The 20276-nt window shown below is 72.7% G+C and carries 18 protein-coding genes and 3 tRNA genes; 15 read left to right on the top strand and 6 right to left on the bottom strand.

Annotated features, from left to right (window positions below; genetic code table 11):
* Positions 1-118: 118 nt before the first annotated feature.
* On the top strand, positions 119-1144 hold the full coding sequence (locus ACIRPU_RS30475) for a multicopper oxidase domain-containing protein (RefSeq protein WP_403872869.1): 1026 nt from the start codon (positions 119-121) through the stop codon (positions 1142-1144).
* Between the two features lie 83 nt (positions 1145-1227).
* A complete protein-coding gene (locus ACIRPU_RS30470) occupies positions 1228-2253 on the top strand; it encodes a LacI family DNA-binding transcriptional regulator (RefSeq protein ID WP_384120993.1) in 1026 nt (341 codons plus the stop codon).
* Between the two features lie 65 nt (positions 2254-2318).
* Here the strand turns inward: ACIRPU_RS30470 and ACIRPU_RS30465 are convergent, their stop codons facing one another.
* Positions 2319-3110 carry a VOC family protein gene (locus ACIRPU_RS30465; RefSeq protein WP_403872867.1) on the bottom strand — a complete coding sequence of 264 codons (792 nt, stop codon included), beginning with the start codon at positions 3108-3110 and terminating at the stop codon, positions 2319-2321.
* Positions 3111-3442: 332 nt separating this feature from the next.
* Here ACIRPU_RS30465 and ACIRPU_RS30460 point away from each other — a divergent pair, with 332 nt between their 5' ends.
* From ACIRPU_RS30460 to ACIRPU_RS30435, 6 genes are all read left to right on the top strand, one after another.
* Positions 3443-3688, top strand: coding sequence for a WhiB family transcriptional regulator (locus ACIRPU_RS30460; RefSeq protein ID WP_355706195.1), 246 nt, complete (start codon positions 3443-3445; stop codon positions 3686-3688).
* 74 nt (positions 3689-3762) lie between these two features.
* Positions 3763-3835 (top strand) — tRNA-Gly (locus ACIRPU_RS30455).
* A 9-nt stretch (positions 3836-3844) separates the two neighbouring features.
* Positions 3845-3916: transfer RNA gene (locus ACIRPU_RS30450), tRNA-Glu, on the top strand.
* A gap of 43 nt (positions 3917-3959) precedes the next feature.
* On the top strand, positions 3960-5324 hold the full coding sequence (locus ACIRPU_RS30445) for an SDR family NAD(P)-dependent oxidoreductase (protein WP_403872864.1): 1365 nt from the start codon (positions 3960-3962) through the stop codon (positions 5322-5324).
* Positions 5321-6550, top strand: a complete 1230-nt coding sequence (locus ACIRPU_RS30440; protein ID WP_403872862.1) for a ribonuclease inhibitor — start codon at positions 5321-5323, stop codon at positions 6548-6550. Before ACIRPU_RS30445 ends, ACIRPU_RS30440 begins: the two co-directional genes overlap by 4 nt.
* 140 nt (positions 6551-6690) lie before the next feature.
* Positions 6691-6766: transfer RNA gene (locus ACIRPU_RS30435), tRNA-Trp, on the top strand.
* A gap of 158 nt (positions 6767-6924) precedes the next feature.
* On the opposite strand, the gene ACIRPU_RS30430 is transcribed toward ACIRPU_RS30435, so the two are convergent.
* The 4 genes from ACIRPU_RS30430 to ACIRPU_RS30415 form a co-directional block, all read right to left on the bottom strand.
* A complete protein-coding gene (locus tag ACIRPU_RS30430; RefSeq protein ID WP_403872860.1) occupies positions 6925-7899 on the bottom strand; it encodes an acyl-ACP desaturase in 975 nt (324 codons plus the stop codon).
* Positions 7900-8116: 217 nt separating this feature from the next.
* The gene (gene ddaH / locus ACIRPU_RS30425; protein ID WP_403872858.1) at positions 8117-8893 is read right to left on the bottom strand and encodes a dimethylargininase; all 777 of its coding nucleotides are present in this window, start codon (positions 8891-8893) and stop codon (positions 8117-8119) included.
* A 138-nt stretch (positions 8894-9031) separates the two neighbouring features.
* Positions 9032-10654 (bottom strand): ABC-F family ATP-binding cassette domain-containing protein, encoded by a 1623-nt coding sequence (locus tag ACIRPU_RS30420; protein ID WP_403872856.1) that lies wholly within the window; start codon positions 10652-10654, stop codon positions 9032-9034.
* A gap of 267 nt (positions 10655-10921) precedes the next feature.
* Positions 10922-11338, bottom strand: coding sequence for an SsgA family sporulation/cell division regulator (locus ACIRPU_RS30415; RefSeq protein ID WP_403872854.1), 417 nt, complete (start codon positions 11336-11338; stop codon positions 10922-10924).
* A 241-nt stretch (positions 11339-11579) separates the two neighbouring features.
* On the opposite strand from ACIRPU_RS30415, the gene ACIRPU_RS30410 reads away from it, so the two are divergent.
* The 4 genes from ACIRPU_RS30410 (at position 11580) to mmpA (ending at position 14105) form a co-directional block, all read left to right on the top strand.
* Positions 11580-12692, top strand: a complete 1113-nt coding sequence (locus ACIRPU_RS30410) for a WD40/YVTN/BNR-like repeat-containing protein (protein ID WP_403872852.1) — start codon at positions 11580-11582, stop codon at positions 12690-12692.
* A 50-nt stretch (positions 12693-12742) separates the two neighbouring features.
* Complete coding sequence (locus ACIRPU_RS30405) at positions 12743-13072, top strand: plasmid stabilization protein (protein WP_403872850.1); 330 nt, start codon at positions 12743-12745, stop codon at positions 13070-13072.
* Positions 13073-13134: 62 nt separating this feature from the next.
* A complete protein-coding gene (locus ACIRPU_RS30400) occupies positions 13135-13830 on the top strand; it encodes an endonuclease V (protein ID WP_403872848.1) in 696 nt (231 codons plus the stop codon).
* 128 nt (positions 13831-13958) lie between these two features.
* Complete coding sequence (mmpA, locus tag ACIRPU_RS30395; RefSeq protein WP_355706185.1) at positions 13959-14105, top strand: morphogenic membrane protein MmpA; 147 nt, start codon at positions 13959-13961, stop codon at positions 14103-14105.
* 25 nt (positions 14106-14130) lie between these two features.
* Here the strand turns inward: mmpA and ACIRPU_RS30390 are convergent, their stop codons facing one another.
* Positions 14131-15303, bottom strand: a complete 1173-nt coding sequence (locus tag ACIRPU_RS30390; protein ID WP_403872846.1) for a saccharopine dehydrogenase family protein — start codon at positions 15301-15303, stop codon at positions 14131-14133.
* Positions 15304-15489: 186 nt separating this feature from the next.
* Between ACIRPU_RS30390 and ACIRPU_RS30385 the strand changes: the two genes are divergently transcribed.
* From ACIRPU_RS30385 to ACIRPU_RS30375, 3 genes are read left to right on the top strand one after another with little or no spacing between them, the layout of a single operon-like run.
* Entirely contained in the window at positions 15490-16782 is a 1293-nt protein-coding gene (locus tag ACIRPU_RS30385; RefSeq protein WP_403872844.1) for a CaiB/BaiF CoA transferase family protein, read from the top strand.
* Between the two features lie 39 nt (positions 16783-16821).
* Positions 16822-18036 (top strand): acetyl-CoA C-acetyltransferase, encoded by a 1215-nt coding sequence (locus tag ACIRPU_RS30380; RefSeq protein WP_403872842.1) that lies wholly within the window; start codon positions 16822-16824, stop codon positions 18034-18036.
* A 41-nt stretch (positions 18037-18077) separates the two neighbouring features.
* Positions 18078-20273, top strand: a complete 2196-nt coding sequence (locus tag ACIRPU_RS30375; RefSeq protein ID WP_403872840.1) for a 3-hydroxyacyl-CoA dehydrogenase NAD-binding domain-containing protein — start codon at positions 18078-18080, stop codon at positions 20271-20273.
* Positions 20274-20276 lie beyond the last annotated feature (3 nt).

The following is a 20276-nucleotide window of genomic DNA, read 5'->3' as shown; positions in this document are numbered from 1 at the left end:
GGCACGAACTTTGTCCTCGGTGTGGAGAAACGGCGGAACGACCGGTACCGTCGCACAGGTTCATCACAGGATCGTCTTCTTCATCGTCGCAAATTCGTACCAGGGTGGGGAGTTCGGCATGGACAGACGCGGGTTCAACCGCCGGGTGCTGCTGGGCGGCGCCGCCGCCGCGACATCGTTGTCCATCGGCCCGAGGGCGGTGAGCGCCGACGGACCGGCGAAGACCGCGCCGGCCGGGGGAGCGGTCAGGCACCTCAAGCTCTACGCGGAGAAGCTCGCCGACGGACAACTCGGCTACGGCTTCGAGAAGGGGAAGGCGACCATCCCCGGGCCGCTGATCGAACTCAACGAGGGCGACACCCTCCACATCGAGGTGGAGAACACCCTGGACGTGGCCGCGAGTCTGCACGTCCACGGCCTGGACTACGAAGTGTCCAGCGACGGAACGAAGTTGAACAGGAGCGACATCGAGCCGGGCGGCACGCGCACCTACACCTGGCGCACCCACGCCCCCGGTCGTCGCGCCGACGGCACCTGGCGTGCCGGCAGCGCGGGCTACTGGCACTACCACGACCACGTGGTCGGAACGGAACACGGCACCGGTGGCATCCGCAAAGGCCTGTACGGACCGGTGATCGTCCGGCGCAAGGGCGACATCCTGCCCGACGTCACCCACACGATCGTCTTCAACGACATGACCATCAACAACAGGCCCGCCCACGCGGGTCACCAGGGCCCCGACGTCGAGGCGACGGTGGGTGACCGGGTCGAGTTCGTGATGATCACGCACGGCGAGTACTACCACACCTTCCATCTGCACGGTCATCGCTGGGCCGACAACCGCACCGGCCTGCTCACCGGCCCCGACGACCCGAGCCAGGTCGTCGACAACAAGATCGTGGGCCCGGCCGACTCCTTCGGCTTCCAGGTGGTCGCGGGGGAGGGGGTGGGCGCCGGCGCGTGGATGTACCACTGCCATGTGCAGAGCCACTCCGACATGGGGATGGTCGGACTGTTCCTGGTGAAGAAGCCCGACGGCACGATCCCGGGATACGAGCCGCACGAGCCGCAGGAGTCGCACGAGCCGCAGCAGTCGCAGCAGTCCCGGGAGCCGGACGAGACCGGCGCCGCGCACGAGCACTGAGGGACAGAGGCCGGAGAGCGCTCTCACCCCGGCCGTGCCCCCGGAGCTATCCTGAGCCGCAGCCGGCCAGGAGGAGCCCCGAAGTGACCGAGACAGCGTCGCGCCCCACGCTGGAGGCCGTGGCCGCGCGGGCCGGGGTCTCCCGGGCGACCGTGTCGCGCGTCGTCAACGGCGGGGACGGCGTCCGCGAGCCGCTCGTCGAGCGGGTCCGGCGGGCCGTGGAGGAGCTCGGTTACGTCCCCAACCAGGCGGCGCGCAGCCTGGTGACGAAGCGGCACGACGCGATCGCCGTGGTCATCGCCGAACCGGAGACCCGGGTCTTCGCCGACCCCTTCTTCGCACTCCAGCTCCGCGGCATCAGCAAGGAACTGACGGCCCACGACAACCAGTTGGTGCTACTGCTCACCGAGGGCCGCGACGACCACGCCCGCGTCGCCCGCTACCTCGCCGGCGGCCATGTCGACGGGGCCCTGGTCTTCTCGTTGCACCTCGACGACCCGCTCCCCGGTCTGATCCAGGGCGCCGGCGTCCCGACCGTGTTCGGCGGCCGTCCCGGCTGGAGCGACGGCACCCGGGACGTGGTCTACGTCGACAGCGACAACCGCGGCGGCGCCCGCGAGGCCGTACGCCTGCTGGCCGCGCTCGGCCGCACCCGCATCGCGCACATCACCGGCCCCCTCGACCAGACCTCCGCGGCGGACCGGCTCGACGGATACCGGGAGGTCATGGGTGAGAACGACCCGCGGCTCGTCGTCGAGAGCGACTTCACCCCCGGCGGCGCCGAGCGGGCCATGCGGGAACTCCTCGACCGCTGCCCCGACCTGGACGCCGTGTTCGCCGCCAACGACCTCGCCGCCTCGGGCGCCCTGCGCGTCCTGCGCGAGCGCGGGCGGCGGGTGCCCGAGGACGTCGCCGTGGTCGGCTTCGACGACATGCTGCCGGTCGCCGAACAGAGCGACCCGCCGCTGACGACGGTCCGTCAGGACATCGAGGAGATGGGCCGGATCATGGCCCGTCTCCTGCTGCGCCGCCTCGACCGGCGCGTCGCCGACGAGGCGCCGGGCGGAGTGGTCCTGCCCACCACCCTGGTGCGCCGCGCTTCCGCCTGACCGGGGCCGCCGCCCCGTTCGCCCCCGGGCCCCGCCCCGTCCGTCCCGTGCTCCCCCGTACCGCCTCACATCTCCTGGGGCACGCTCTTGATCACGGCGAAGCGTGCCCCGTAGGGGTCGGCGAGCTTGGCGATGCGGCCGACGCCCTCGACGTCCGTGGCGGGCATCCGCACCCTGCCGCCCAGCTCCCGCGCCTTGGCGACGACGGTGTCCGCGTCGCCGACCTCGAAGTACGGCAGCCAGTACGCGCCGCTCCCGGCCTCCGTGGGGTCGTCGGCCAGCGGCACGATCCCGCCGAACATCGCCTCCTCCCCGGCGTCGGCCGGATTGACGCAGGTGTACGTGCCGCCGGGGAAGGGGGCGGCCGAGGTCTCCAGGCCGAGCGTCGCGTTGTAGAAGGCGGCCGCCGCGGCGACGTCCGGCGTGTACAGCTCGACCCAGCACAGCGCGCCGGGTTCGTTCGCCACGTCCACGCCCACGGTCTGTCCCGGCTGCCAGAGGCCGAACGACACGCCCGCCTGGTCGGCGAGGACGGCCATCGTGCCCTGGCCCATCACGTCCATCGGCGCGAGGAGGACCCTGCCGTGCTTCCGCTCGGCGGCCTGCGCCGTGGCCTGCGCGTCCCCCGTGCGGAAGTAGACCGTCCACGACGGCGGGCCCTGCCCGGGCGCGGTCTGCATGCCGCCCGCGACGGTCTTCCCGTCCAGCTGGAAGAAGCCGTAGCCGCCGGCGTCGGGCCCCGCCGACCGGAACCGCCAGTCGAAGAGAGCGCCGTAGAAGGAGGTGGCGCCGTCGATGTCGGACGTGCCGACATCGATCCAGTTCGGAGCGCCGTTGACGAAACGGGTGGTGAGCATCGTTGCCCTCCTCGAAGGGGTCCCGTCCTCTGCACTGCCGAGTCTCGCACCGCCCACTGACAATCGCTGCCGGAACGCGACCACCGGCGTGCCCCCCCGCCGCCCGGCCACGGAAGGCCACGGTCAGGCCACGAGAGATCACCGACGGCCATGGGCGGTCACGGGGAGTCGCCCCGCGCTCGCCCGGCGTTCCGAGAACGTGCCGGACGCGCCGCGCGCCGCCGTGCGCACGGGTGGGCGGCAGGAGCATCATCGGGCGGCCGGGGGCCTCCGGGCGCCGCGTATATCCGGCGTTGATCGAACGTTTTTCGCCGCCGGGCACGATCCTGGCCATGTATACCGACACGATTCCGACACCCGACCTCGGCTGGCAGCGCGAGGCGCTGTGCGCACAGACCGGGGCGGAGTTCTTCTTCCCCGAGCCCGGCAGCTCGGTGCGGGAGGCGAAGCGCATCTGCGGCATGTGCGAGATGCGTTCCGCCTGCCTCGAGTACGCCCTGGCCAACGACGAGCGCTTCGGCGTCTGGGGCGGCATGTCCGAGAAGGAGCGCCTCAACCTCCGGCGCACGGCACGCTGAACCGCGCGGTGACGGCGACCCCGAATTCGAATGACCGCGTCGCGGGGGTGCGGTTAGGATCCGGGGGGGGGTGTCCGAACGTGGCGCAGAGGCAGGCGCACCGCCTTGCCCAGGCCAATCACGCCGGTTCGAATCCGGTCGTCCGGACGCGTGCGCGGTCCCGTAGAGCAGAGGCAGACTCGCCACCTTCTCAGGGTGGATACGCCGGTTCGAATCCGGTCGGGACCACGGTACGACGAACACGGGGCGGGGACGGGGCGGGGCGGCGACGGTGGGCGAGGACAGCGGAGGGTCGGTGTTCGGCCCGTCGGTCACCGAAGCGGAGCTGGCCGCCTTCCACGACGTCGTGGGCAGGCTGCGCGCGCTGCCCGTCGACGATCCCGTACGGCTGCGGGCCGAGCAGGTAGCCGCGTCCTTCGCGCGTGACGGACGGCTGCGGCGGCGCAAGGAGCGGGGCGCCGAGGTGGCGGCCGCCGACGCGGCGACGATGGCGGCGACCGCGACCGGCGCCCTGGACCGGCGTGAGGACGCGCCCCTACCGGCCGCCGGACACGGAGGACGTTTCCACCGGCCGCGCACCTGCTACGTCTGCAAGTCGGCCTATCGAGAGGTCGACACCTTTTACCACCGGCTCTGCCCGGCTTGCGCCGCCGACAACGCGGCCCGCCGTTCGCTGAGCACCGACCTGAGCGGGCGCCGGGTCCTGCTCACCGGCGGCCGGGTGAAGATCGGCTTCCAGCTGGCGCTGATGATGCTGCGGGACGGCGCGCAGACCGTCGTCACCTCGCGTTTTCCGCACGACACGGTTCGCCGCTTCCGTGCCGAGCCCGGCAGCGAGCGGTGGCTGGACCGGCTCACCGTCGTCGCCGTCGATCTGCGCGACCCGCGCCAGGTGCTGGGCCTGTGCGAGGAACTGCACCGGGAGGGCGAACCGCTGGACATCCTCGTCAACAACGCGGCGCAGACCGTGCGTCGCCCGCCGGAGTCCTACGCCCTGCTGGCCGCCGGAGAGCACGACGCGCTGCCCGAGGGGACGCGCCGGGCGCCCGGGTTCACGCCGATGCGGATGCTGGAGGGCCTCGGCGGCTCGGTCTCCGCGCTGCCCGCCGCCCTGCGGGAGGCCGACGAGGCCGGACTGCTGCCCGACCCCTCCCCGGAGAACTCCTGGTCGGCCCGGCTGGGCGCGCTCGACCCGGCCGAGGTGCTGGAGACCCAGCTCGTCAACGCCCTCGCGCCCGCGCTGCTGTGCGACCGGCTGCTGCCGCTGCTGCTCGCCTCCCCGCATCCGCGCCGGTACGTGGTCAACGTGACGGCCGTCGAAGGCCGGTTCGCGGTCCGCAACAAGATGCCCGGGCATCCGCACACCAACATGGCCAAGGCCGCGCTCAACATGCTCACCCGCACCAGCGCGGCCGCGCTCGCCGAGCAGGGTGTGCACATGTGCGCCGTCGACACCGGCTGGATCACCGACGAGAACCCGGCGCCGAAGAAGGCCCGGATGGCGGGCGCCGGTTTCCGCACCCCGTTGGACATCGTGGACGGCGCGGCCCGCGTGTACGACCCGATCGTGCGTGGCGAGGCCGGACACCCGGTGTCGGGAGTGTTCCTGAAGGACTACCGGGAGGCGCAGTGGTGAGCGAGCAGGACACGGCGGGCCCGGGGCCGGCCGGCTTCGCCGGAGTGCCCCACGTGGTGCCCCGCCCCCTCGTCGAACTCGCCCCGCTGCTCGACTGGCTGCGGGCCGGGCGTCCGGCGGGCGAGCGGTTGGACTTCGCGGCGGGCACCGCGCTGCCCGACGGGCGGCTCGACCTGTGCAAGCAGGGCCTGGGGGCCGAGGGCGCGGCCCTGGTCGCCGAGGCGCTGGCCGACGGGCCGTCGCCCGTACGGCATCTGCTCCTCGGCACCGACGCCCTCGGGGACGACGGCGCCGCCACGGTGGCCGGTACGGACGCGCCGGTCGAGACGCTCTACCTCGGGTGCAACGGCATCACCGCGGGCGGCGCCTGTCGTATCGCCGACCAGTTGCGCGCCTCGCCCCAGGTGGTCACGGGGGTGTGGCTCAAGCGCAACCCGCTGGGCCGTGGCGGCGGCCGAGCGGCGGCCGAACTCGTCGAGTCCGCACGGACGTTGCGCACACTCGACCTCGTGCAGACCGGACTCGACGCGGCGGGCGTCACCGTGCTCGCCGACGCGCTGCTGGCCGCCGCGGGCAACGGACGGCGCGTCGAGCGGCTGTTCGTCGGCGGCAACGTGCTGGGGGAGGAGGGCGCGGAGGCGCTCGCGGCGGTGGTCGCCGCCGGCGCGATCGACGAACTGTACGTGTCCGCCGCCCGGTTGGGCGACGCGGGCGCGCTCCGCCTCGCCGACGCCCTGGAGCGGGCGCCGTACGGACGGCTCACCCGGCTGTCGGTGGCCAGCAACGGCATCGGGCCCGTCGCCGCCGCCCGGCTGGTCGGCGCGGCCACCGTCGCCGGTGTCACCCTGCTGGACCTCGGCCGGGTTCGGGCGGCGGCCGTGCTCGGCGCGGCGGACAACCGGCTGGATTTGACGGCCGCCGAGAGCGTCGGGCGGACGCTGGCGGCCGGCGAGCACCGCCTCGCCCACCTCGTCCTGCGCCACACGGGCCTGCGCAGCCGCGAGGCCCACCGCATCCTCGACCACGCGCCCCGCGCGGCCACCGCCACCCGCTTCGTCCTGGGCCAGGGCGTCGCCACCTCCGTCAAACGCCGCCTGGCGGCCCTCAGCGCCGATGTCCCGGCCCCGGCCGTCCCGCCCGACGTGGCGGCCGTACGCAGCGTGCACCGCACGGCGGCGCCGGAGCAACCCGCGGCGGCACCCGCGGAGCCCGTTGCGGGGGACTGACGCCCGTCCGCGCCCGCCCCGCCCGCGCTCCCGTACGCCATGTCGAGCCCCCCGGGCCCTTCTTGGCGCGCTTCTCCCCGTGCCTCATTGGTAGCAGGCCCCACTGACATCGGGCCTAGGCATTACGCTCTGGGGCAAGGGCGGGGTCGTAGCGCAGAGGCAGTCGCACCGGTCTCCAAAACTGGATCACGCTGGTTCGAATCCAGCCGCCCCGCCCCCTCGGCGCCCGGTCCTCGGGCGCTGGCGCCCGCCGTCACGACGAGCTCCGGCACCTGTCTCTGTCACCCGTGGCGGCATGATGCCGCGGATCGCGAACGGCCCGCACCGGGAACGCGGTTCCCTGTGCGAGCCGTCGAAGCGATCGGTGGGGCGGGTCAGCCGGCCGCCCGCGCCGCCATCCGGGCCTTGCGCGCCGCCAGCTTCTCGTCGAACTTGGACGCCTCGCTGTCCAGGCCGCCCATGTACAGGCCGATCTCCTCCTGCGCCTTCTGCCCCTCGGGGCCGAGGCCGTCGATCTCCATGACCTTCAGGAAGCGCAGCACGGGCTGGATGACGTCGTCGTGGTGGATGCGCAGGTTGTAGACCTCGCCGATCGCCATCTGCGCGGCGAGCCGCTCGAAGCCGGGCATGCCGTGACCAGGCATGCGGAAGTTGACGAGGACGTCGCGCACGGCCTGCATGGTGAGGTCGGGGGCGAGCTCGAAGGCGGCCTTCAGCAGGTTGCGGTAGAAGACCATGTGCAGGTTCTCGTCGGTCGCGATGCGCGCCAGCATGCGGTCGCAGACCGGGTCCCCGGACTGGTGGCCGGTGTTGCGGTGCGAGACGCGGGTGGCCAGCTCCTGGAAGGCGACGTAGGCGACCGAGTGGAGCATCGAGTGCCGGTTGTCGGACTCGAAGCCCTCGCTCATGTGGGACATGCGGAACTGCTCCAGCTTGTCCGGGTCCACCGCGCGCGAGGCGAGCAGGTAGTCCCGCATCACGATGCCGTGGCGACCCTCCTCGGCCGTCCAGCGGTGCACCCAGGTGCCCCAGGCGCCGTCGCGGCCGAAGAGCGAGGCGATCTCGTGGTGGTAGCTGGGCAGGTTGTCCTCGGTGAGCAGGTTCACGACGAGCGCGATCCGGCCGATCTCGGTGACCTTGGACTGCCCCTTCTCCCAGGCCTCGCCGTCCTCGAAGAGGCCGGGGAAGTTGCGGCCGTCGCTCCACGGCACGTACTCGTGGGGCATCCAGTCCTTGGTGACCTTCAGGTGCCGGTTGAGTTCCGTCTCGACCACTTCCTCCAGCGCGTGCAGCAGCTTGGCGTCGGTCCAGACGGCGGGGCTACCGAGGTGAGGGGAGGTGATCGTCACGAGAACTCCAGGGGGACGTTAAGCGGAGCGGAACACTCCGGCGAGCGAGGCCGGAACTTACGGAATCGTAGGCTACGTATCCGTAGGTTACGAAACCGTAGGTTAAGAACGACGTAAAGATCGCTGATCAGCCGGGTTACGCCAGGTGATTCGGGGCATGTCGAGCAGCCCCGGGAACCGCAGGTCCCAGGGCCGAAGAGGTGATCCGATCACCCGGTCAGGCGTACAGATCACGCAAACGCACCGAGAGGCATGTCACACATCCCTCGAGTTTCTCGAACTCGCCGATGTCGACGACGACGGGCTCGTGACCGAGATCGGCGAGCAGGTCCGCCGTCTTCGGCGCGGCGGCCGAGATGAGTACCTGCGGACCGCCGAGCAGCACCACGTGCGAGCCGGCCTCCTCGGGCACCGACAGGAAGCACGGGAACAGCGACGGCCGGTCCACCTTGGGGATGTGGCCGATCACCGTGCCGTCGGGCAGCGCCGTGACCGCCGACTTCAGGTGCAGCACCTTGCTCACCGGTACGGCTACGACCCGCGCGCCCAGCGGTTCGAAGGCGGCGCGCACCTGCTGGACGCCGGCCGCGTTGGTGCGGCCGCCCCGGCCGACGTAGATCGTGTCGCCGACCTTGAGCACGTCACCGCCGTCCAGCGTGCCCGGCTCCCAGATCCAGTTCACCGAGCAGCCCAGACGGGCCACGGCCTCCTCGACGCCGAGGGTCTCGTCGCGCCGGGACTCGGCGCCGGAGCGCGCGATCAGGGCGACGTTCTTGTACATCACCACCGTGTCCTCGACGAACACGGAGTCCGGGCAGTCGTCGGCCGGGTCGACCTCGACGGTCTCCCAGCCGTGCGTCCGCAGGGCCTCGGCGTACGCCTCCCACTGCTCCAGGGCGAGCTCCACGTCGACCTTCTCCCGCTCGACGTGCGTCACCAGGCCTTCGGCGAGGCGCGGGCTGGGGCGGCGGATGAGGGCCTTCTTGCTGGGCACGTCCAGGTCTCCGAATCGGGTGGCACAACCGGCGCCTCGGACGCGGCGCCGGTCAGCCATCATGCAGGGCGGGGCCACCAGGACAAAACCCCGCAGTAACAATGTGCCCCTCCTGAGACCATGCGACGGCCGGCGGAGCTAGTCCGGATCCGCCACCTCCGCCGCCGTCGTCTCCCGCAGCTCCCCGTCCAGCAGCAGCCACCGGGTGATGCCGATGGACTCCAGGAACGGCAGGTCGTGGCTGGCCACGATCAGCGCGCCCTCGTAGGACTCCAGGGCGGTGATGAGCTGGCGCACGCTCGCCATGTCGAGGTTGTTGGTCGGCTCGTCCAGCATGAGCAGCTGGGGCGCCGGCTCGGCCAGCATCAGCGCCGCCAGACTCGCCCGGAAGCGCTCCCCGCCGGACAGCGTCGCCGCCTGCTGGTCGGCGCGGGCGCCCCGGAACAGGAAGCGGGCCAGCCGGGCCCGGATCCGGTTGTTGGTGGCGCCGGGCGCGTACCGGGCCACGTTCTCGGCGACCGTGAGCCCGCCGTCGAGGAGGTCGAGGCGCTGGGGCAGGAAACGCAGCGGCACGTACGCGTGCGCCTCGCCCGCCTCCGGCGCCAGCTCCCCGGCGATGGTGCGCAGCAGCGTCGTCTTGCCCGCGCCGTTGCGCCCGACCAGCGCGACCCGCTCGGGACCGCGCAGGTCGAAACCGCCGTCCACGCGCGCGCCGTACGCGAGCCTGAGGTCCTGGAGCAGCAGGACCTCCCGCCCCGGCGGCACGGCCGTGTACGGCAGGTCGACGCGGATCTCGTCGTCGTCGCGTACGGCCTCCACCGCCTCGTCGAGCCGGTCCCTGGCCTTGGCGAGCTTCTCCTCGTGCATGATCCGGTACTTGCCCGCCGACTCCTGCGCCGCGCGCTTGCGCGCCCCCATGACGATCTTCGGTTCGCGCTTCTGGTCGGACATCTTCTGCCCGTACCGCCTGCGGCGGGCCAGCGTGACCTGGGCGTCGACCAGTTCGCGCTTCTGTTTCTTCAGGTCGGCCTCCGCGGCGCGCACCATGCGCCCGGCGGCCTCCTGCTCGGTGGCCAGGGCCTCCTCGTACGCGGAGAAGTTGCCGCCGTACCAGGTGACCTCCCCGGAGCGCAGATCGGCGATCTGGTCGACGAGGTCGAGCAGCTCCCGGTCGTGGCTGACCACGACCAGGACGCCCGGCCAGGACGTGACGGCCGCGTACAGCCGCCGCCGGGCGTACAGGTCGAGGTTGTTGGTCGGCTCGTCCAGCAGCAGGACGTCCGGCCGGCGCAGCAGCAGCGCGGCCAGCCGCAGGAGGACCGACTCGCCGCCCGACACCTCGCCGATGGTGCGGTCGAGGGAGATGTGGCCGAGCCCGAGCTCGCCGAGGGTGGCCAGCGCGCGCTCCTCGACGTCCCAGTCGTCGCCGACGGTCTCGAAGTGCCGCTCGGAGGCGTCACCGGCCTCGATGGCGTGCAGCGCGGCCCGCTGTGCGGCGATGCCGAGCGCCGCGTCGACCTTCAGCGCGGTGTCGAGGGTGACGTTCTGCGGGAGGTGTCCGACCTCGCCGGCGAGGCGCACCGTGCCGTCGGCGGGGGAGAGTTCCCCGGCGATCAGCTTCAGCAGGGTCGACTTGCCGGAGCCGTTGGCGCCGACGAGTCCGGTCCGGCCGGGGCCGAAGGCGACGTCGAGCCCGTCGAAGACGGGGGTGCCGTCCGGCCAGGAGAAGGCGAGGGAGGTACAGCTGATGGAGTGAGTCAAAGCGGGCCTCGTGGTGGCGTGTGCGGTCAGGGGCGACACGTGTCGAGACACCGGAAAGCGGCGACCACCGCGGCAGCGGGGGAGCGCGGAGACATGAGAGAAGTCCTGCTCCGCAAGGACGGCTCGAAGGCCGAGGTCGCACGCGGCGCACACACTCCAGAGGTGTGGCGCGGTGTCTCAAGACCTCAGACGAGCAACGTCCTTCTCCTATCGGCGGCAACAGAACCGTTCTACACCGTAGGAAAGCCCGCAAGGGCTGTCAACGGATTAACAGGCGTCCCGGATCAGCTCCGCGAGGTCGTGGTCGAGGTCGAGCTGCCGGTACTCCGTGCCGGCGGGCACCAGCTCGCTCGTGGCCCGCAGGAAGCCGCGGATCTCCTCCGTGTGGACGTGCACGACGGCGGTGCCCTCGGGTGCGTGGAACTCCAGCACGGTGCGGCCGTACCCGTAGGGCCGCACCCGGACGTCGCCGTGGCCCTCGGCGTCGTGCAGGCCCGCGGCGAGCAGGTCACGGGCGAAGGTCCAGCAGACCTCGACGCCCTCCAGGGTGGCCGGAGCCGGGAACGTCATGCGGACGGCGAAGGGGTCCTGCCGGTCGTAGGACAGGGTGGCGGGGATGTTCTGCATCCGAGGCGCGGCGGCGACCAGACGTGCCTCTACGGACTGCTCGATGACGGTGGACAACGCCTTGCTCCCTCGTGACGGCGGGACGATCTTCCGGGCGGTGCGTCCGGACAGTGGAAGAGACGCTGGAACCTGCCGATCCGTGCACACCTCTTCCTAGTGACCTCGGTCACCGTCTTTCATGCACGCGAGTGACTCACCTCTCCTCCCGTGTCTCCTAGGGCGGTTGAGGCGGTCGAGGGCATCTGGACGTCCCGAAGGCCGTGGGCTAGCTTCGCCCGCCATGAGGCCCTTGGGGAAGATGCGACGCACGTTTCGGACAGCACGCGGGGCCGGCCGGGTGGCGGCGGCGGCCTGCGGGGCGGCGCTCGCCGTCCTGACCGCGCTGCCCGCCCAGGCGCACACGCCACCCGCCCAGACGCATTCGCCGGAGCCCGCGACGCCGCACTGGGACCTCAAGGACACCGGCACGACCGCCGTACGGTTCCGGGGCCTCGCGGCGGTCGACCGGCACACCGCCTGGGTGTCCGGCACCCAGGGCACGGTCCTGCGCACCACCGACGGCGGCGAGAGCTGGCGAGACGTCTCGCCGCCCGGCGCCGCCGACCTCCAGTTCCGGGACGTCGAGGCGTTCGACGCGCGGCGCGCCGTGGTGCTCGCGATCGGCGAGGGCGAGGCGTCGCGCGTGTACCGCACCGAGGACGGCGGGACGACCTGGACGGAGTCCTTCCGCAACACCGACCCCCACGCCTTCTACGACTGCCTGACCTTCTTCGACCGCCGGCACGGCCTCGCCGTGAGCGACCCGGTGGACGGGAAGTTCCGCATCCTGTCGACCGGCGACGGCGGCCGCTCCTGGAAGGTGCTGCCGAACGACGGCATGCCGGCCGCCCTGGACGGCGAGGCGGGCTTCGCGGCCAGCGGCCAGTGCCTGGTCGCCTCCGGGGCGAAGGACGTCTGGCTGGCCACCGGCGGCGCCGCACGCGCGCGGGTGCTGCACTCGTCCGACCGCGGACTGACGTGGACGGCCGCCGACACCCCGATCCCCGCCGGTGACCCCGCGCGCGGGGTCTTCGCCGTCGCCTTCCGGGACCGCACCCACGGCCTCGCCGTCGGCGGCGACTACCGCGCCGACCAGCCCTCCCCGCGGGCGGCGGCCACGACCGGCGACGCCGGCCGCACCTGGCGGCCGGCCGCCACGCCGCCGCCCGCCTACCGCTCCGGCGTCGCCTGGCTCCCGCACAGCCGCTCCGCCGCCCTCGCCGTCGGGCCCACCGGCACCGACCTGACCACCGACGCCGGCCGCACCTGGCGCACCCTCGACACGGGCTCGTACGACACCGTGGACTGCACCCCCGACCTCGGCTGCTGGGCGGCCGGCGAACAGGGGCGCGTGGCACGCCTGGAGAGCTGAGCCGCTTTCGGGGTACCCGGTGGGCGCGAACGCGAAAGGAGTGAGCGCCCATGCCACGCGGTTCCAGCCCCAAGCGGGAGCGCCAGTACGAGCACATCAAGGAGAGCGCGCAGGACCGGGGCGAGAGCGCCGGACGCGCGAAGGAGATCGCCGCCCGGACGGTCAACAAGGAACGCGCCCGGTCCGGCGAGTCCAAGACGGCGAGCCGCACCTCCACCCAGGACATGTCGTCCGGCGAGCGGGGCGGCCGGGGGTCCGGCCAGGGCTCCCAGGGACCCACCTACGACCAGCTCTACGCGGAGGCCAAGCAGCGGGGCGTCAAGGGCCGTTCGGACATGAACAAGAGCCAGCTGCGACGCGCGCTCGGCGACGAGGGCTGACGCGTCCGCGCCGGAAACACGATCGCGGGCCCGCGCCCGGGAGCCGTACGCTCGTCCCCACGATGACGACCGTAGACATTCCGGCGGGCTGGCCCGCGACCGAGGAAGCGGCCCACGCCGTCCAGGACGAGCTGCGGGCCCGGGTGGTGCTCGACGCATCCGGGCCGCCGCCCGGGACGGGGTACGTGACGGGCGTCGACGTCGCCTACGACGACGAGCGGGACGTCGTCGCGGCGGCGGCCGTCGTGCTGGACGCGGCGAGCCTGGAAGTCGTCGCCGAGGCCACCGCCGTCGGGCGGATCTCCTTCCCGTACGTGCCCGGGCTGCTGGCCTTCCGCGAGATCCCCACCGTGCTCGCCGCCCTGGACGCCCTGCCCCGGCCGCCCGGCCTGGTCGTCTGCGACGGCTACGGCCTGGCCCACCCGCGCCGCTTCGGCCTCGCCAGCCACCTGGGCGTCCTCACCGGCCTGCCCACGATCGGCGTCGCCAAGAACCCGTTCACCTTCACGTACGACGACCCCGACGCCCCGCGCGGATCGACGTCCCCGCTGCTGGCGGGCGACGACGAGGTCGGGCGAGCGCTGCGCACCCGGGCGGGCGTGAAGCCGGTCTTCGTGTCCGTCGGCCACCGCGTCACCCTGGACGACGCCTGCGCCCACACCCTCGCCCTCACCCCGCGGTTCCGCCTCCCGGAAACGACCCGGAGAGCGGACGCACTGTGCCGGCGGGCCCTTCAGGAGGCGACCACCCGCCCCTGACCGACCTCCCGATGAGCACGTCGTCCGAGCACGTCGTCCGAGCACGTCGTCCGAGCACCGCGTCTGAGTACGTCGTCTGAGTACTCGTACGGATGTGCGCCCCGTACTCCGCTCGGCAGGCTGGGCCCATGACCACGCACCGTGCCCCGAAGCCCCTCGCCGACCCGAACCGGCCCGTCGAGCGTGCCGTGAACGCCGTGCTGATCCTCGCCGTCCTGGCGGGCGTCGGCTGGATCGCCGGCATGATCTACACGCTGGTGCACTGGCCGGCCTGAGGCCGCGGACACGGCACGGGGACGGTCAGCGGCGCGCCGCGACGCGGAAGCGGACACCCGCCCGGGTCAACCGCCCGATCAGCGCGTCGCCCATCGCCACCGCCGTCGTCACCTGCCCCGCGGTCGGCGGGAGGTCGTCGCAGGCCAGGGCCAGCGCCGCCTCGGCGAACATCTTCGCCGTCTCGTCGTAGCCGGGGTCGCCGCCCGCCACCTCGGTGCACACCCGCCGACCGCCGCCCTCGCCGACGAACCGCACCGAGAACCAGCTCCGCGCCCGCTTCTGCGCGCTGGGCCCCTCTCCGGGCCTGAGCCGGTCCGACAGCCAGCGTCGTACGGGCGGCAGCTGGGCCGCCGCGGCGAGGGTGCCGACCGCCGCGACCCCGCCCACGGCGACGGGCAGCCGCCGTACGGCCGCGTAGTGCCGGTAGCGGAAGTCGGGCCCGTAGCGCGGCAACGCCCTCGCCGACCGCAGCACGATCTGCGGGTCGATGGTCGGCAGCGGCAGCGCCCAGGCGCCGACCTCCGGCGCGAACCGGGGCGCGCCCACCGGTGCCGCGGCCCGACGGCCCATCAGCCGCGGTTCGTGCCGGCCGCGCTCCCGCGCGGCGGCCAGCAGCTGCCGGCCGCGCGCGAACTGGCCCAGCGCGGAGGCGAGGGTGCCGCCCGAGAAGGAGGCGTCGACGCTCACGTAGCCGTCCACGGTCAGGGGCACGCCCTCCGGAAGCTGCCGGACGGTGAAGTACGCGCCCAGATCGTGCGGGACGGAGTCGAAGCCGCACGCGTGGAGCAGCCGCGCACCCGTCTCGCGCGCGCGTGCGTCGTGCCGGACGTACATCAGGTCCACGAACTCCGGCTCGCCGGTGAGGTCGAGGTAGTCGGCGCCGGTGTCCGCGCAGGCCGCCACGAGCTCCTCGCCGTACGACACGTACGGACCCACGGTCGTGGCCACCACGCGCGCGTGCTCCGCGAGGGCGCGCAGGGACGCCGGGTCCGAGACGTCGGCCCGCAGCACCCCGACGTCCCCGCCGAGCCGCTCGCGCAGCCGCTCCAGCTTCTCCTCGCCCCGGCCGGCGATCGCCCAGCGCAGATCGGCGGGCGCGTGGGCGGCGAGGTACTGCGCGGTGAGCGTGCCCACGAAGCCGGTGGCCCCGAAGAGCACGATGTCGTACGGACGGTCCGCCCTTTTCAGCCTGCTCATGACATCCCCTCGTCGTCGTGCAGCCCGCGCCGCTGTCGGTGGCTGAGGCTAGCGTGAGCGGTGCGGAGGCCGACGGCAGGTGCCCCTAAAGTGTCTAAGCGCTTGCTCGTCCACCTCTTGTGCCCACTGGAACACGTTCTTAGCATCACTGGTGTTACATCGGTTGTGTCACAGCAAGGGGGCTGGATGACGATGGGACGGACGGCCGGGCACGGCCCGCTGGCGGGCGTGCGCGTGGTGGAACTCGCCGGGATCGGCCCCGGCCCCTTCGCGGGCATGCTGCTGGCCGACCTCGGCGCCGACGTCGTCCGCGTGGACCGCCCGGGCGGCTCCGCCCTGGCCATCGACCCCGCCCACGACATCACCAACCGCAACAAGCGCTCGGTGATCGTCGACCTCAAGGCCCCGGACGGCCCAGCGCGGGTGCTCGACCTCGCCGCCCGCGCCGACGTGCTCATCGAGGGCAACCGGCCGGGCGTCGCCGAGCGCCTGGGCGTCGGACCCGGTGACTGCCACGCGCGCAACCCCCGTCTGGTCTACGGCCGGATGACCGGCTGGGGCCAGGACGGCCCGCTCGCCGACCGCGCCGGTCACGACGTCTCCTACATCGCCGTCACCGGCGCGCTCGGCATGATCGGCGCCCCGGACCGGCCGCCGCCCGTCCCCGCCAACCTGCTGGGGGACTACGCGGGAGGCTCCCTCTACCTGGTCGTCGGCGTCCTCGCCGCCCTGCACCACGCGCGCGTGAGCGGCACCGGCCAGGTCGTCGACGCGGCCATCGTCGACGGCACGGCGCATCTCTCCGCGATGATCCACGGCATGCTCTCGGCCGGCGGCTGGCAGGACCGGCGCGCCGCCAACCTGCTCGACGGCGGCTGCCCGTACTACGGCACCTACGAGACCGCCGACGGCGGATACATGGCCGTCGGCGCCCTGGAGCCGCAGTTCTACGACGCCTTCGTGGACCTCCTCGGTCTCGAGGACCTCCGCGAGGCGCGCAAGGACTGGACGCGCTGGGGAGAACTGCGCGAGGCCGTCGCCGCCCGCTTCAGGTCCCGCACCCGGGACGAGTGGACGGCCCGTTTCGACGGCTCCGACGCGTGTGTGGCGCCCGTGCTGTCGCTGCGCGAGGCCCCGCACCACCCGCATCTCGTGGCCCGCGGCACCTTCACCGACCACGGCGGCATCACCCAGCCGGCCCCCGCGCCCCGCTTCTCGGCGACGCCCACAGCCGTCCGCACCGGACCCGCGCGCCCGGGCGCCGACACCCGCGAGGTGGCCCGAGACTGGGACCTACCGGGACTTGCGGCGGACCTGGTGAAGCCGCCCGCCGAGATCGCGGCGGGAACCTCCGCGGAGGCGGACGCGAAAGCCACGGCGACGACCACCTCGAAGACCACAGCGAAGACCACGACGACGACCACATCGACGACCGCCGCGAAGACCCCTGTGAAGGACTTCCCGCACCAGGGCGACTGACCCGGCCCCGCACGGCCCACCCTCCCGAAAGGCTTACCAGTGAGCACCGAAGCGTACGTGTACGACGCGATCCGCACCCCGCGCGGGCGCGGCAAGGCGAACGGCGGCCTGCACGGCACGAAGCCCATCGATCTCGTCGTCGGCCTCATCCACGAGCTCCGCAGCCGCTTCCCCGGCCTCGACCCGGCCGCCATCGACGACATCGTGCTCGGCGTGGTCGGCCCCGTGGGCGACCAGGGCTCCGACATCGCGCGCATCGCCGCGATCGCGGCCGGACTCCCGGACACCGTGGCCGGCGTGCAGGAGAACCGCTTCTGCGCCTCGGGTCTGGAGGCCGTCAACCTGGCCGCGATGAAGGTCCGCTCGGGCTGGGAGGACCTCGTCCTGGCGGGCGGGGTGGAGTCGATGTCCCGGGTGCCGATGGCCTCGGACGGCGGCGCCTGGTTCAACGACCCGATGACCAACCTGGCCGTCAACTTCGTGCCGCAGGGCATCGGCGCCGACCTCATCGCCACCATCGAGGGCTTCTCCCGTCGCGATGTCGACGAGTACGCGGCCCTGTCGCAGGAGCGGGCGGCGACGGCCTGGAAGGAAGGCCGCTTCGACCGCTCCGTGGTGCCGGTGAAGGACCGCAGCGGCCTCGTCGTCCTGGACCACGACGAGCACCCGCGTCCCGGCACCACCGCCGAGTCGCTCGGCAAGCTGAAGCCGTCCTTCGCCGACATCGGCGAGCTGGGCGGCTTCGACGCGGTGGCGCTCCAGAAGTACCACTGGGTGGAGAAGATCGATCACGTCCACCACGCGGGCAACTCCTCCGGCATCGTCGACGGCGCCTCCCTGGTCGCGATCGGCTCCAAGGAGGTCGGCGAGCGCCACGGGCTCACCCCCCGCGCGCGGATCGTCTCCGCGGCGGTCTCCGGCTCCGAGCCGACGATCATGCTCACCGGCCCCGCGCCCGCCACCCGCAAGGCCCTCGCCAAGGCCGGCCTGACCATCGACGACATCGACCTGGTCGAGATCAACGAGGCCTTCGCGGCGGTCGTCCTGCGCTTCGTCAAGGACATGGGCCTGTCGCTGGACAAGGTCAACGTCAACGGCGGCGCCATCGCCCTCGGTCACCCGCTCGGCGCCACCGGCGCGATGATCCTCGGCTCGCTCATCGACGAACTGGAGCGCCAGGACAAGCGCTACGGCCTCGCCACCCTCTGCGTCGGCGGCGGCATGGGCATCGCCACCATCGTCGAGCGCGTCTGACCACCCCAGCGGAACTCAGAGACTTCAACGGAGACCCCGTCATGACACAGAGCACCACCATCCGCTGGGAACAGGACCGCACCGGCCTCGTCACCCTCGTCCTCGACGACCCCGACCAGTCCGCGAACACCATGAACGCGGCCTTCCGCGCCTCCCTCGCCGCGGTCACCGACCGTCTGGAGGCCGAGAAGGACTCCGTCCGGGGCATCATCCTCACCTCCGCGAAGAAGACGTTCTTCGCCGGCGGAGACCTGCGCGACCTCATCCGCGTCACCCCCGGGACGGCCCAGGAGCTGCTGGACGGCGGACTGGAGATCAAGCGCAACCTCCGCCGTATCGAGACCCTCGGCAAGCCGGTCGTCGCCGCCCTGAACGGCGCGGCCCTCGGCGGCGGCTACGAGCTCGCCCTCGCCTGCCACCACCGGGTCGCCCTGGACGCGCCCGGCTCGAAGATCGGCTGCCCCGAGGTCACCCTCGGCCTGCTCCCCGGCGGCGGCGGTGTCGTGCGCACCGTCCGGCTCCTCGGGATCGCCGACGCACTCCTCAAGGTTCTCCTCCAGGGCACCCAGTACAGCCCGCAGCGCGCCCTGGAGAACGGACTGATCGACGAGGTCGCCGCCACCCCCGAGGAACTGCTCGCCAAGGCCCGCGCCTTCATCGACGCGAACCCCGAGTCGCAGCAGCCCTGGGACAGGCCGGGCTACCGCATTCCCGGCGGCACGCCCGCCAACCCGAAGTTCGCCGCCAACCTGCCCGCCTTCCCGGCCACCCTGCGTAAGCAGACCAACGGCGCCCCCTACCCGGCCCCCCGCAGCATCCTCGCCGCGGCCGTCGAGGGCGCCCAGGTCGACTTCGAGACCGCGCAGGTCATCGAGGCCCGCTACTTCGTCGAACTGGCCGCGGGACAGACGTCGAAGAACATGATCCAGGCGTTCTTCTTCGACCTCCAGGCCGTCAACTCCGGCGTCAGCCGCCCCCAGGGCGTCGCGTCCCGCCAGGTCCGCAGGGTGGCCGTCCTGGGCGCCGGGATGATGGGCGCCGGCATCGCCTACTCGTGCGCCCGCGCGGGCATCGACGTCGTCCTGAAGGACGTCTCCCTGGAGGCCGCCCTCAAGGGCAGGGCCTATTCCGAGAAGCTGTGCGCCAAGGCCGTCTCCCGGGGCCGCACCACCCAGGAGAAGGCGGACGCGCTGCTCGCCCGCATCACACCCACCGCCGACCCCCAGGACCTGGCCGGCTGCGACGCCGTGATCGAGGCCGTCTTCGAGGACACCGCCCTCAAGCACAAGGTGTTCCAGGAGATCGAGCACATCGTCGACGCCGACGCCCTGCTGTGCTCCAACACCTCCACCCTGCCGATCACCGCCCTCGCCGAAGGCGTCGAGCGCCAGGACGACTTCGTCGGGCTGCACTTCTTCTCGCCCGTGGACAAGATGCCGCTCGTAGAGATCATCAAGGGCGAGCGCACCGGCGACGAGGCGCTCGCGCGCGCCTTCGACCTGGTCCGGCAGATCAAGAAGACACCGATCGTCGTCAACGACTCGCGCGGCTTCTTCACCTCACGGGTGATCGGCCACTTCATCAACGAGGGCGTCGCCATGGTCGGCGAGGGCATCGAGCCCGCGTCCGTGGAGCAGGCGGCGGCGCAGGCGGGCTACCCGGCCAAGGTCCTGTCCCTCATGGACGAACTGACGCTCACCCTCCCGCGCAAGATCCGCAACGAGTCCAGGAGGGCCGTGGAGGAGGCGGGCGGCGTGTGGCCCGGCCACCCCGCCGAGGCCGTCATCGACCGCATGGTCGACGAGTTCGGCCGCACCGGCCGCAGCGGGGGAGCCGGCTTCTACGAGTACGGCGAGGACGGCAGCCGGGCCGGGCTGTGGCCGGGCCTGCGCGAGCACTTCACGCGCGCGGACGCCGAGATCCCCTTCCGGGACATGCAGGAACGCATGCTCTTCGCCGAGGCCCTCGACACCGTCAAGCTCCTCGAAGAGGGTGTGCTGACGTCCGTCGCGGACGCCAACATCGGCTCCCTCCTCGGCATCGGCTTCCCCGGCTGGACCGGCGGGGTCCTGCAGTACATCAACGGTTACGAGGGCGACGCCGAGGCAGGCACCGGGCTCCCCGGATTCGTGGCCCGCGCGCGTCAGCTCGCCGAGCGTTACGGCGACCGCTTCACCCCGCCCGCGCTGCTGGTGGAGAAGGCCGAGCGGGGGGAGACCTTCACCGACGGGCGCTGAGGC

Source organism: Streptomyces sp. NPDC102259, assembly GCF_044766465.1.
Taxonomy (GTDB): domain Bacteria; phylum Actinomycetota; class Actinomycetes; order Streptomycetales; family Streptomycetaceae; genus Streptomyces.
This window is presented reverse-complemented; position numbering and strand designations above follow the sequence as displayed.

Coding starts and splice junctions, on each gene's coding strand:
- ACIRPU_RS30475 (WP_403872869.1), top strand. CDS start 119: ATGGACAGACGCGGGTTCAACCGCCGGGTGCTGCTGGGCGGCGCCGCC.
- ACIRPU_RS30465 (WP_403872867.1), bottom strand. CDS start 3,110: ATGCTCACCACCCGTTTCGTCAACGGCGCTCCGAACTGGATCGATGTC.
- ACIRPU_RS30460 (WP_355706195.1), top strand. CDS start 3,443: ATGTATACCGACACGATTCCGACACCCGACCTCGGCTGGCAGCGCGAG.
- ACIRPU_RS30410 (WP_403872852.1), top strand. CDS start 11,580: ATGCGACGCACGTTTCGGACAGCACGCGGGGCCGGCCGGGTGGCGGCG.
- ACIRPU_RS30405 (WP_403872850.1), top strand. CDS start 12,743: ATGCCACGCGGTTCCAGCCCCAAGCGGGAGCGCCAGTACGAGCACATC.
- ACIRPU_RS30400 (WP_403872848.1), top strand. CDS start 13,135: ATGACGACCGTAGACATTCCGGCGGGCTGGCCCGCGACCGAGGAAGCG.
- mmpA (WP_355706185.1), top strand. CDS start 13,959: ATGACCACGCACCGTGCCCCGAAGCCCCTCGCCGACCCGAACCGGCCC.
- ACIRPU_RS30390 (WP_403872846.1), bottom strand. CDS start 15,303: ATGAGCAGGCTGAAAAGGGCGGACCGTCCGTACGACATCGTGCTCTTC.
- ACIRPU_RS30385 (WP_403872844.1), top strand. CDS start 15,490: ATGACGATGGGACGGACGGCCGGGCACGGCCCGCTGGCGGGCGTGCGC.
- ACIRPU_RS30375 (WP_403872840.1), top strand. CDS start 18,078: ATGACACAGAGCACCACCATCCGCTGGGAACAGGACCGCACCGGCCTC.